The organism is Pseudomonas sp. TWR1-1-4 (assembly GCF_049897165.1).
In the GTDB taxonomy this organism is placed as follows: domain Bacteria; phylum Pseudomonadota; class Gammaproteobacteria; order Pseudomonadales; family Pseudomonadaceae; genus Aquipseudomonas; species Aquipseudomonas canadensis.
The window spans coordinates 544,315-556,377 of the sequence record NZ_JAFCVS010000001.1; the positions used below are offsets into that span (position 1 = coordinate 544,315).

Below are 12,063 nucleotides of genomic sequence, written 5' to 3' on the forward strand. Positions count from 1 at the left end.
AGTCAAAATGTGGGAGCGGGCTTGCTCGCGAATGGGGTGTGTCAGCCACATATAGGTTGACTGATCCACCGCTTTCGCGAGCAAGCCCGCTCCCACAGTTTTGACCGCGTTGAATCAGAAGAAGCCCAGCGGATTGATGTCGTAGCTCACCAGCAGGTTCTTGGTCTGCTGGTAATGGTCGAGCATCATCTTGTGGTTTTCACGACCGACACCGGATTTTTTGTACCCACCAAACGCCGCATGCGCCGGGTACAGGTGATAACAGTTGGTCCATACGCGCCCGGCCTTGATCGCCCGGCCCATGCGGTACGCACGGTTGATGTCGCGAGTCCACAGGCCGGCGCCCAGGCCGAACTCGCTGTCATTGGCAATCGCCAAGGCTTCGGCTTCGTCCTTGAAGGTGGTCACGCCCACCACCGGCCCGAAGATTTCCTCCTGGAACACGCGCATCTTGTTGTGGCCCTTGAGCAGGGTCGGCTGGATGTAATAGCCGCTAGACAGGTCGCCCTCCAGACGCTCGGCCGCGCCACCGGCCAACAGCACTGCGCCCTCTTCCTGGGCGATCTTCAAGTAAGAGAGGATCTTGTCGAATTGCTGCTCGGACGCCTGGGCGCCGACCATGGTCTCGGTGTCGAGCGGGTTGCCGCGCTTGATCTTGACGATCTTTTTCATCACCTCGGCCATGAACGCATCGTAGATCGACTCCTGCACCAGCGCGCGTGATGGGCAGGTGCACACTTCGCCCTGGTTGAAGAACGCCAGTACCAGGCCTTCGGCGGCTTTTTCGATGAATTGCGGCTCGGCCTGCATGATGTCTTCAAAGAAGATATTCGGCGACTTGCCACCCAGCTCCACGGTGGACGGAATGATGTTCTCGGCGGCCGCGTGCATGATGTGCGCGCCCACCGGAGTGGAGCCGGTGAAGGCGATCTTGGCGATGCGCTTGCTGGTGGCCAGCGCCTCCCCGGCTTCGCGGCCAAAGCCTTGTACGATGTTGAGCACGCCAGGCGGCAGCAGGTCACCGATCAGCTCGGCGAACACCATGATCGACAACGGCGTCTGCTCGGCCGGTTTGAGCACGATGCAATTACCGGCAGCCAACGCAGGCGCAAGTTTCCAGGCCGCCATCAGCAGCGGGAAGTTCCACGGGATGATCTGCCCGACCACGCCCAAGGGCTCATGGAAGTGATAGGCCGCGGTGTGCTCGTTGATCTCGGCGGCACCGCCCTCCTGGGCCCGGATGCACCCGGCGAAGTAGCGGAAGTGGTCAGCGGCCAGAGGCACGTCGGCGTTGAGGGTTTCGCGCACCGCCTTGCCGTTGTCCCAGGTTTCGGCCACCGCCAGCACTTCGAGGTGTTGCTCGATGCGGTCAGCGATTTTCAGCAACACCAGAGCGCGATCCTGAGCCGAGGTCTTGCCCCAGGCATCGGCGGCGGCATGGGCGGCATCGAGGGCCTTGTCGATATCGGCGGCGCTGGAACGCGGGAATTCGGCAATCACTTCGCCAGTTACCGGCGAAGTATTGGTGAAGTACTCACCCTTGATCGGCGCGACAAACTCACCGCCGATGTAATTGCCGTAGCGCGGCTTGAAGCTGACGATGGCGCCGGGGGTGCCAGGTTGGGCGTAGATCATGGTGAGGCCTCTGCTTATTGTTGGGTGTTGATGGGCTGCATCTGGGTGCGTTCGTAGTGGGGGTACAGGTGGGTCACGCTGCGGATCAGCTCATAGCGACTGAGGCTGATCGCGGCGAATCGCTCCGGGATCGGGCTACGGAGCAGCTCAGGCATGTCACTGCCCTGGGCCGCACCGTCGCGTAGCAACTGGTCGAGCCAAGTGAGGTAGTCGTGCATCTGCTCGAAGGGTTTGGCGTCGGTCGCGATGGGGCCGTGGCCAGGTACGACCAGCGTCCAGGGCAAACCTTGCAGGGTGGCGATATCCGCCAGCCAGATCAGCAGCCCCGGTGAATGAGGCGTGGTGAGCGCACGTTGGTAGAACACCAGGTCACCGGCAAACAGCACGCCGGTCTTCTGGTCGAAGATCGCCAGGTCGGCACCGGTATGGCCGCGCAGCTGCAGCAGTTGCAGGTCGTGGCTGCCGAAGCTTTTCACGCCGGGTTGCAGGGTCTGGTTGGGCATTACCACTTCGGTGCCGCGCATCCAATCACCGACCATGCGATAAAGGTTCTCGGCCATGCTGTCGCCCTGCTCATGCAATAGCTCGGTGGTGCCAGCCAGGGCGCCGATTGGCACGTCCTTGAAGGCTTGGTTGCCCAGGGCGTGGTCGGGGTGATGGTGAGTCAGCAGCACCTGGATCACCGGTTTGTCGGTGATACCGGCGATGGCCTGGCGCAGGGCTTCGCCGTAGCGTTTGGACGGCCCGGTGTCGATCACTACGACGCCAGGTTCAGTGACGATGAAGCCAACGTTGACAATGTTGCCACCGTTGTCCTTGGCAAAGTTGTCGGTGCTGCCTTCCAGCACCCAGGTGTTATCGGCAATCAAACGCGGCTTGAGGCCGTAGTCCAGCTCGGCCAGCACCGGCAGGCTGAGCATGAGCAGCCACAGCAGAATCCAGCGCTGGGTCATGGGATGGCCGCCTCGAACTGGCTGCCGCTGGTGTCGCGCAGGGTCAGGCGTGTGGGCCCGGCGCCTTCGACGTCGAAGGCCAGGTTGGGGTTTTCACTGACCGCAGGGAACAGCTCCAGCCGCGCCAACAGCTGGTTATTCACACCGTGCAGTTCGGCCTGGTTGATGAAGAACTCGGGAATGCCGCTGACCATGCCGTTATCCATCGGATGCGCGACTTGCAGCTTCAGGCGGCTGAACGCGGCACGCGGGTAACGCCCGCCGAGCACTTCGCCAAGGTGGTCTTCCCAACCGGGCTGGGTGCGCACCACGCTGGGCGCCGTGCAACCACCGCCGGCGGCATCGATCAGGGTCGAGCCGACATGCCAAAGGCCATCCTTGGTCAATACCGCCGCGCGCAAGGGCGTGGCCTGTTCGATGCGAATCCGGATCGACAGCCACGGCAGCACGCGCTCCACCGGCTGGAAGTCGACGATCTGCGGCAACGGATTCAACTCGGCCCAGGCGAGGATTTTCACCACCTCCCCCTCGAACGCACGGGCGTCGATTTCCAACGGCACCTGGCGTGCATCCTCAGCGAACGGTGGCGCCAAGAGTTTCACCCGCTCGTCGAACACAAACGGCGCGTTGTCGAGAAAACGCTGGTGATAGTAGGCCCACATCACCGAGGGCACCGGGTCGACAGGCGCGCCCCAGGCCAGCATTGGCAAACAGAATACCCACCACCCGCGCAGGCGCATGGCTTACTCCTCGACGTGCACGCTGTCGAGGTAGGTACGCACCGCCCACAGGGCTTCCTGGCTCAAATAATCCGCCATTTTCGGCATGTATACCCGGCCATCGCGCACCGCGCCATGGCGCACACGCTCCACGAACCACTCATCCCCGGCGTCACCGGCATCGAGCATGCGCAGGTCGGGGGCGATGCCACCGGACTTGGCTTCCAGGCCATGGCACGCCGCGCAGTTCTGGTTGTACGCCGAGGCCCCCACTTCGACGGCCTTGTCGTGTTCGGCAGTGGTGCGATACGGGTTGGTGGCGGCCCAGCCATCGGCGTCCAACGGCACACCGGCCTCCTTGATCGGGGTAAGGCCTTTGGTTTCCACGGCGGTGGGCGTCACGTTGCCGTGCGCCCAAACTGAACCGGCACTGAGCGCGCCGGCAATCAGGCAGGCGGTGATCAAGGCGTTGCGTTTTGTTGTCATTGTTTTTTCCCTCAGGATTGCACGCAAAACCTCTTCGCAGAGGCTATGGCAACCATCTTAGGAAGCCCCCGCCGGCGCCCGTATGCTGCTTTGGTGGGCGGGCTCTCATCCGTTGGTAGCAGGCCTTGTGGGGCACTGCTAAATCAGAGGCGGTTCGGGAAATTGTCCCGGCAACACCGGGACTTTTTCCGTATTCGTCAACGCAGCCAGGCAGCAACCTGTGCAGGCCAAAACCTCCACTGGGAACTGCAACCATGACAATAAGATCGCTACCCGCCCGCTCACCTATAAGCCTTGCCGTGCAAGCCTTTGTGCTGGTGGGCAGCCTGTCCCTCAGTGCTGCGAGCTTTGCAGCCGCCGAACCTGCCGTCGCCAAGCAAACCCGTAATGTCACCTGGGAAGACATCGCCAACGATCACCTGACCACCAAGGACGTGCTGCAATACGGCATGGGCACCAATGCCCAACGCTGGAGCCCCCTGGCGCAGGTCAACGACAAGAACGTGTTCAAGCTCACGCCGGCCTGGTCCTACTCGTTCGGCGACGAGAAGCAGCGCGGTCAGGAATCCCAGGCCATCGTCAGTGACGGCGTGGTTTACGTCACCGGCTCCTATTCCCGCGTGTTCGCCCTCGATGCGAAGACCGGCAAACGCCTGTGGACCTACAACCATCGCCTGCCCGACAACATTCGCCCGTGCTGCGACGTGGTCAACCGCGGCGCCGCGATCTTCGGCGACAAGATCTACTTTGGCACCCTGGACGCGCGCCTGATCGCCCTCGACAAGAACACCGGCAAAGTGGTGTGGAACAAAAAATTCGGTGATCACGCCGCCGGCTACACCATGACCGGCGCCCCGGTGCTGATCAAAGACAAGGTCAGTGGCAAGGTGCTGCTGATCCACGGTAGCTCCGGCGATGAATTCGGCGTGGTCGGCCAGCTGTATGCGCGCGACCCCGACACCGGTGAAGAAGTCTGGATGCGTCCGTTCGTGGAAGGCCACATGGGCCGCTTGAACGGCAAGGACAGCACCCCGACCGGCGACGTGAAGGCGCCGTCGTGGCCGGATGACCCGACCACCGAAACCGGCAAGGTCGAGGCCTGGAGCCACGGCGGTGGCGCCCCTTGGCAGAGCGCGAGCTTCGATGCCGAGACCAACACCATCATCGTCGGTGCCGGCAACCCCGGCCCGTGGAACACCTGGGCGCGCACCTCCAAGGACGGCAACCCCCACGACTTCGACAGCCTCTACACCTCGGGCCAGGTCGGCGTCGACCCAAGCACCGGCGAAGTAAAGTGGTTCTACCAGCACACGCCGAACGATGCCTGGGACTTCTCCGGTAACAACGAACTGGTGCTGTTCGACTACAAGGACAAGGACGGCAAAGTGGTCAAGGCCACCGGCCATGCCGACCGTAACGGCTTCTTCTATGTGGTGGACCGCAACAACGGCAAGCTGCAGAACGCCTTCCCGTTCGTCGACAACATCACCTGGGCCAGCCACATCGACCTGAAGACCGGCCGCCCCGTGGAAAACGAAGGCCAGCGTCCGGCCAAGCCGTTACCGGGTGAAACCAAGGGCAAGCCGGTGGAAGTCTCGCCGCCGTTCCTGGGTGGCAAGAACTGGAACCCCATGGCCTACAGCCAGGACACCGGCCTGTTCTATATCCCTGGCAACCAGTGGAAAGAGGAATACTGGACCGAAGAGGTCAACTACAAGAAGGGCTCGGCGTACCTGGGCATGGGTTTCCGCATCAAGCGCATGTATGACGACCACGTCGGCACCTTGCGGGCGATGAACCCGACCACCGGCAAGGTGGTGTGGGAGCACAAGGAACACCTGCCCTTGTGGGCCGGCGTGCTGGCGACCAAGGGCAACCTGGTGTTCACCGGCACCGGCGATGGTTTCTTCAAGGCCTTCGATGCGAAAACCGGCAAGGAGCTGTGGAAGTTCCAGACCGGCAGCGGCATCGTCTCGCCGCCGATCACTTGGGAACAGGATGGCGAGCAGTACATCGGCGTCACCGTCGGCTACGGCGGTGCGGTGCCGCTGTGGGGCGGCGACATGGCCGAGCTGACCAAGCCGGTGGCACAGGGTGGGTCGTTCTGGGTGTTCAAGATTCCGAGTTGGGATCAGAAAACCGCTCAGAAATAACCCCCACTGAGTATGCCGGGGTCACCCTTTGTGGTGAGCGGGCTTGCCCCGCTCACCACAACAAGCCCGCTCACCACAGGATCCCCAGAGGTCTCGCGATGAAATATCTGCCCTTATTAGTCCTGCTATCCCTCCCCCTGGCCCACGCCGATGACGGCGACGACGCCCCCCTGGTCATCAACGGCTGTACCATTGCCGAGCACAGCCAATGCCCCGGCGCCAACCTCAAGGGCGCCAACCTGCGCAACCAGAACCTGAGCGGCATGAACCTGGCCGGTGCCGATCTGCGCGATGCCGACTTGCGCCACGCCAACCTTGACCTGGCCAACCTGGAAAAGGCCCAGCTGCAAGGCGCCAACCTGACCCGCGCCAGCCTGCAACAAGCCAACCTGCGCCTGGCCGACTTTACCGGCGCCACGCTGATGGCCGTGCAAGGCTGGGGGATGTTTGCCCAGGGCGCGCAATTTGAAAACGCCAACCTGAGCGCCGCCTACCTGCAGTTTGCACGGCTGTCGGGGGCAAAAATGCACAAGGCCAACCTGCGTGCGGCCGACCTGGAAATGACTTGGCTGAGCAAGGCTGACCTGCAAGGCGCAGACCTCAGCGACGCCAACCTGCAAGAAGCCAAGTTTGGTGAAAGCAACCTGGAAAAAGCCACCCTCAGCGGCAGCCGCCAGCATTATGCGAACTTTCAGGACGCGAATATGGAAGGCTGCAAGGACTGCCCCACCACTTGGGACCGCTAGACATACCTCAGGCTTGCCGGCATTTACATCGCCATTGAGGACGCCATCGCCGGCAAGCCGGCTCCTACAGTGAAGATTCGCGTTAACCCGCCACCCGCACCACGCCCATGTCGATGCCCAGGTGCACCAGTTCGGCATGGGAACTCACCTGCAACTTGCTTTTGAGCAAGGTCAGGTGGTTGGACACGGTCTTGCTGCTGATACTCAGCTGGGCCGCAATCGAACGAGCTGGGGTGCCCTTGGCGAGCATCAGGAAAATCTCCAACTCGCGTTGGGTCATGCTTTGGAGGCGGCGATCGGTGGGGTGGTACGCCAGCTGGGTGGCCAGGTCCTGTTCGATATAGGTGTGGCCGTCAAGGATGCGCTCAACCGCTTCAAGCATCACCGCAGGCGAAGCGCGCTTGGTGAGATATCCCGAAGCCCCCGCGTCCAAAGCCTGGCGCACCAGGGGCAGCTCGGCATGCTGGCTGAAAAACAGCACGCGCAATTGCGGCAGGCGCTGACGCAGGCGCCGGGTGGTTTCCAGGCCACTGATACCTGGCAGACCAAAGCCGATGATCACCAGGTTAGGCACCGCCTCATGCACCCGCGCCAGGGCCTCTTCGCCACTGGCCGCTTCACGCACCTCCATACCCGTCAGGCCGCTGCGCAACAGGCCGGCATAGCCCAGGCGGACCACGGCGTGATCGTCGACCAACAGGATGTTCATAGCGCCTCCAATGGCAGTGCGTGCTGTGCATGCTAGAACCCAATGGCCTGCGCCGACCTACTACTTTGGTACTGGTTTTCCTGTCTATCGTCGCATTCCCAAGGCAGCGGGACTCGCGTGTAATGGGCGCATAACGATAAGGATTGACCCGCCATGCTGCCCGTTCGACTGCCCCTTGCGGCACTGTTGTGCCTGTCCATCAGCCACGTACAGGCCGACACCCCATTGTTTTCCGCCGAAGGCTACCGCACCAGCCTGTACCGAAGCCCTACGCCCGATGATCTGCCCGGCGCAACCATCGTCGACACCCCAGCCCTGCAAACCCTGCTCAACCAGACGCCCGCACCGGTACTCATCGATGTGTACCGCCGCCAATGGCTGCAAGGCCGCTTCATCGAAGACCAGCCCCACGCCAACCTGCCCGGCAGCCACTGGCTGGCCAATACCGGCGACGGCGACCTCACGCCGGAATGGCAGGGCTACTTCGTGCGGCATCTGTACAAGTTCACCGACGGCCAGCTGGCACGCCCGCTGGTGTTCTACTGCCGATCCGATTGCTGGCTGAGTTGGAACGCGGTAAAACGAGCCGCCAGCCTGGGCTATACCTCTGTGTATTGGTATCGCGATGGCTTGGACGCATGGGAAGCGGCAAAACTGCCAGTGATGGCTGCGACACCCGAACCCTTTGAATAAAAAACCACAACAAGAAGGTGAACGGCCATGTACAAAATTCTGATTGCCGACGATCACCCGCTGTTTCGCGAGGCGATTCATAACGTCATCAGCGACGGTTTCCCTGGCAGCGACGTGATGGAAACCGCCGACCTGGACAGCGCCCTCGCCCTGACCCAGGAACACGACGACCTTGACCTGATCCTGCTGGACTTGAACATGCCCGGCATGCACGGCCTCAACGGGTTGATCAACCTGCGCAACGAGTCACCGACCATCCCGGTGGTGATCGTCTCGGCCGAGCAGGACAAGCAAATCGTGCTGCAAGCCATCACCTACGGCGCCGTGGGTTTCATTACCAAGTCGTCACCGCGCCTGCAAATGACCGAGGCAATCCAGCAGATTCTCAACGGCAACGTGTACTTGCCGCCCGACATCATCCGCACCCAGAAAAACACCGGGCAACGGCGCATGCACGACAGCCCGGGGTTTGCCCCGGAGCTGCTGCAGGCCCTCACGCGCAAACAGTTGCTGGTGCTGGAACGCATGACCAAAGGCGAGTCGAACAAGCAGATCGCCTATACCCTGGAGATTGCCGAGACCACGGTGAAGGCCCATGTTTCGGCAATTTTGCGCAAGTTGAATGTGCATAATCGGGTACAGGCGATCTTGAGCGCGGGAGATATCGACTTCGGTTCGTACCTGCGCCGCTGACTTTATTGCCCCGTGTAGGAGCCGGCTTGCCGGCGATGAGGCCTTTAAGCCTGGCATCGCCTTCGAGGACGCCATCGCCGGCAAACCGGCTCCTACAGTTGGGCGTGTTGGCCGAGCAAATGGCTCATCGCGGTTTTCAACTTCATCGGCCTTACCGGCTTATGCATCAACGTATGCCCCAGCTCGCGGATCTGCAGCTTCAACTCGTTGCTGTAGTTGGCCGTGATCATCAACGCCGGCACCGCACGGCCTCGTCGAGCGTTGATCCGCGCCACTGCGTCCACGCCGTTCTGGTCGTCGTCGAGGTGATAATCGGCAATCAACAGGTCTGCCTCTGCATGGTAGTTGTCCACCTGCCGGGCCAGGTCCTGTTCCGACAGCGCGGTGATCACCCGGCAACCCCAGCCTTCGAGCAAGGTGCGCATGCCGGCGCAGATCGCCGCGTCGTTATCCAGCACCCACACCCGCGCGCCTTGCAGGCGTTCGAGCATCGGCTCGCTCATGCACGGGGCCGGCAATGACTTGGGTGCAGTGGCGCTCAACGGCACCTCGACCGAAAACATCGAGCCCTTGCCTGGCCAGGATTTGACGCTGATACGGTGGCCGAGGATGCCGGCGATCTTTTCCACGATGGCCAGGCCCAGGCCCAACCCGCGATCCTGGTCAGGGCGCTGCACATCGCCGCGCTTGAACTCCTGGAAAATTTCCTCCAGTCGGTCTTCGGTAATGCCCATGCCGCTGTCCCACACCTGGATCAACAGGCGCTGATGCTGGCGCCTGCACCCCAACACCACGCGACCGTTATAGGTGTAGCGAAGGGCATTGCTCAGCAGATTGCGCAGGATCCGCGCCAGCAACTGGATATCGCTGCGCACCAGCGCCGAACACCCGACAAAGTGCAGTTCGAGCCCTTCGGCACGGGCCAGTTCGGTGTACTCGGCAGCCAGGTTTTCCAGCAGTTCACTCAGGGCAAACGGCGCGATATCCGCCTTGATCACCCCAGCATCCAGCTTGGAAATATCGACCAACGTACCCAGCAGGTTTTCCACGTCTTCCAGAGAGTTGCTCACATTGCGCACCAGGGTTTCGCTGGGGCGCTCCAGCAAGGCACTGGTGAACAACCGCGCCGCGTTCAGTGGTTGCAGCAGGTCATGGCTGACGGCGGCAAGGAATTTGGTCTTGGACAGGTTGGCCTGCTCGGCCTCCAGCTTGGCTTCGCGCAGCCTTGTTTCCATGCGGCGGCGTTCGTCGATTTCCTTCAATAACTGGTCATTGAGCGAGGTGAGTTCCGACGTGCGCTGCGCCACGCGCTGCTCCAGGTGCTGATAGGCCTGGTGCAAGGCCTCGGCGGTGCGGCGGCGTTCGGTGATGTCGCGGATCAACACGAAGATCCCCACCACCTCGCCACTGGCCAACAGGTTCGGCACATAGGAGCGCAGCATGTAGCGCTCCTGGTTGTTGATGTTGGTTTCGGCAAATTCGAAGGTCACGCTCTCCCCCGCCAACGCGCGGGCGACGTAGGCGTCCAGGCGCTGGCAATGTTGCTCACTGTGCACTTCGCGCAGGCTCTGGCCGAGCATCATGCCGCGCGGCCAGCAGTACCATTCCTCATAGACTTTATTGGTGAATTCGTAGACCAGATCAGCATTCAAGTAGCCGATCAGCGCCGGCACGTTGTCGGTGATCAGGCGGATCCAGCGTTCGCTTTCCTGGGCCTTCTGCGCGGCGGCCTGCTCGCCGCGCAGGGTTTCGGCGCGTAGCCGGGCATTGATCAGCAGGTGGTTGCTGGCCTTGAGTTCGGCCATTGCCTGGTTCAGCGCGTCGGTGCGCTCGCGCACTTGCTCGGCCAGCACCACCGAATGCTGGAAGGTGGTGTAGGGGTTGTTGCCCTGGGTCATGCCGGACTCGATGCGCTCGATCAGCGCCGCGTTGATCCGCGCCAGCTTGTGGTTGTCCTGTTGCAGCCGGGCCAGTTGAGCGGAAAGGTCAGCGCCGGCCTCGGGCAATGGCGACCCCGGTGAAGGTCTGGTTGATGTGCATGCCATTGAACTGTTCTCCGTAGGTGTTGAAGCCCATCACCCGCTGGTCGCGCAAATACCGGCCGATCTGTTCCAGGTTGCCGGTGTCTTCCAGTTCCAGGCGGCGCAGGAAGCAATCGCAGCCGATGGTCAGCAACAGGTCGCCAAGGCGCGCTTGCAGGCCGTCGAACAGGGTTTCCAGATTGGGCAGGATCGGGCCAGGCTTCATGACGGTGAGCACGATGCCGTTTTCCACCGCGCAGTAGAAACTCAGGCTGAGGTCGGCGTGTACTTGCTGGATCGAGCGCACGTAGTACTGATCGTGAATGCGCACCGCCAGCGGGTGGGCGGCGAAGACGCGATGGTCGAGGTCGGCCACTGCCACGCCGATATGCCGTGCGTACTCTTCGGCAGCGGGCTCGGCGTTGAGTTCGAAGACGCGGCGTGACGGGCTGTCGGCGCCGGTGACCACCAGCTTTTCCGTGCGCGGCAGGATGTGGTGCGTGGTGAACACCTCGAAATCCAACCAGGTATTGACCAGCACCACCACCGCCGCGCCACTGTGGAATACACCGTTGAAATACACGTGGGTGTGGGTGAGGAAGTTGTCGTCACCGGCCGAGCCGCCGAAGTGCGGGATATCCCCGAGGGCCGCACTGAGCGCGGCCAATACCATTTCTTCGCGGCTGGACAGGCCGTCAAGCAAGGTCAGGGCAAACGTGTTGCCCTTGATCGGCGCCAGGGTATTGCTACGGCAACCGCCCACCAGTCGCTCGACCATGTCCTGGGCGTTGATCAGGTTGAAATGCTCCACCTGGTCGATGAGTTCGGTGGCGATGGAAAAGTGCGCGTGGTTGAAGCCGACTGCCGTGATGCAGTTGCGACCGTAGCCTTGGGGGGTGATCTCACCGGCGCTGGTGCAGCCGACCACTCGCACATTGCCGAAGCACTGTTGCAAGGCCTGGCCCAGGACCTGTAGATCGTAGGACGCCGAGCAGAAAAACAGCACGAAACCCAGGTACGGATGCAGCAGTTGCCGCGCCAGTTCCTCGGCGGCCTGCCCGGCATCCGTGGCCTGGGACATGGCGCTGACTACGCCTTCACTGTTGTGCATCGTTGACTCCCCCTCTGAAGCATCAGTGTACGAAGGGCCTGGGAATGGACCTATGCTACTTGGGTACTGGGTGGGGGATTCAATGGGATGAATTGCCACTGCCTCTGCAGGGGCCGGCTTGCGCCAATCCGGCACCTGCAAAGT

11 protein-coding genes are annotated in these 12,063 nt (G+C 62.1%); 4 read left to right on the forward strand and 7 right to left on the reverse strand.

What is annotated here, in order from left to right; genetic code table 11:
• Positions 1 to 114: 114 nt before the first annotated feature.
• The 4 genes from exaC to pedF are packed head-to-tail and all read right to left on the reverse strand — an operon-like array spanning position 115 to position 3,793.
• Positions 115 to 1,635: an acetaldehyde dehydrogenase ExaC gene (gene exaC / locus ACP7C6_RS02570; protein WP_028616965.1), complete on the reverse strand. Its 1,521-nt coding sequence runs from the start codon at positions 1,633 to 1,635 to the stop codon at positions 115 to 117.
• Positions 1,636 to 1,649: 14 nt separating this feature from the next.
• Entirely contained in the window at positions 1,650 to 2,588 is a 939-nt protein-coding gene (locus tag ACP7C6_RS02575; protein ID WP_426108216.1) for a quinoprotein relay system zinc metallohydrolase 1, read from the reverse strand.
• Positions 2,585 to 3,328, reverse strand: coding sequence for a quinoprotein dehydrogenase-associated SoxYZ-like carrier (locus tag ACP7C6_RS02580; protein ID WP_426108217.1), 744 nt, complete (start codon positions 3,326 to 3,328; stop codon positions 2,585 to 2,587). Before ACP7C6_RS02580 ends, ACP7C6_RS02575 begins: the two co-directional genes overlap by 4 nt.
• Positions 3,329 to 3,331: 3 nt before the next feature.
• Positions 3,332 to 3,793: a cytochrome c-550 PedF gene (pedF, locus tag ACP7C6_RS02585; protein WP_028616968.1), complete on the reverse strand. Its 462-nt coding sequence runs from the start codon at positions 3,791 to 3,793 to the stop codon at positions 3,332 to 3,334.
• 254 nt (positions 3,794 to 4,047) lie between these two features.
• Here pedF and exaA point away from each other — a divergent pair, with 254 nt between their 5' ends.
• Positions 4,048 to 5,946 carry a quinoprotein ethanol dehydrogenase gene (gene exaA / locus ACP7C6_RS02590; protein ID WP_073860018.1) on the forward strand — a complete coding sequence of 633 codons (1,899 nt, stop codon included), beginning with the start codon at positions 4,048 to 4,050 and terminating at the stop codon, positions 5,944 to 5,946.
• A gap of 98 nt (positions 5,947 to 6,044) precedes the next feature.
• Positions 6,045 to 6,692 (forward strand): pentapeptide repeat-containing protein, encoded by a 648-nt coding sequence (locus ACP7C6_RS02595; protein ID WP_426108218.1) that lies wholly within the window; start codon positions 6,045 to 6,047, stop codon positions 6,690 to 6,692.
• An 82-nt stretch (positions 6,693 to 6,774) separates the two neighbouring features.
• On the opposite strand, the gene ACP7C6_RS02600 is transcribed toward ACP7C6_RS02595, so the two are convergent.
• Positions 6,775 to 7,401: a response regulator gene (locus ACP7C6_RS02600; RefSeq protein WP_028616971.1), complete on the reverse strand. Its 627-nt coding sequence runs from the start codon at positions 7,399 to 7,401 to the stop codon at positions 6,775 to 6,777.
• A 153-nt stretch (positions 7,402 to 7,554) separates the two neighbouring features.
• Here ACP7C6_RS02600 and ACP7C6_RS02605 point away from each other — a divergent pair, with 153 nt between their 5' ends.
• Together ACP7C6_RS02605 and ACP7C6_RS02610 are read left to right on the forward strand one after the other, a co-directional pair.
• Complete coding sequence (locus ACP7C6_RS02605) at positions 7,555 to 8,094, forward strand: PQQ-dependent catabolism-associated CXXCW motif protein (protein ID WP_236318189.1); 540 nt, start codon at positions 7,555 to 7,557, stop codon at positions 8,092 to 8,094.
• Between the two features lie 27 nt (positions 8,095 to 8,121).
• Positions 8,122 to 8,787, forward strand: a complete 666-nt coding sequence (locus tag ACP7C6_RS02610) for a response regulator transcription factor (RefSeq protein ID WP_028616973.1) — start codon at positions 8,122 to 8,124, stop codon at positions 8,785 to 8,787.
• A gap of 92 nt (positions 8,788 to 8,879) precedes the next feature.
• Here ACP7C6_RS02610 and ACP7C6_RS02615 read toward each other — a convergent pair whose 3' ends face one another.
• Both ACP7C6_RS02615 and nosP read right to left on the reverse strand, forming a co-directional pair.
• Entirely contained in the window at positions 8,880 to 10,832 is a 1,953-nt protein-coding gene (locus ACP7C6_RS02615) for a PAS domain-containing hybrid sensor histidine kinase/response regulator (protein WP_068937215.1), read from the reverse strand.
• Entirely contained in the window at positions 10,774 to 11,919 is a 1,146-nt protein-coding gene (gene nosP / locus ACP7C6_RS02620; RefSeq protein WP_236318187.1) for a nitric oxide-sensing protein NosP, read from the reverse strand. The genes ACP7C6_RS02615 and nosP overlap by 59 nt, the downstream gene beginning before the upstream one ends.
• Positions 11,920 to 12,063 lie beyond the last annotated feature (144 nt).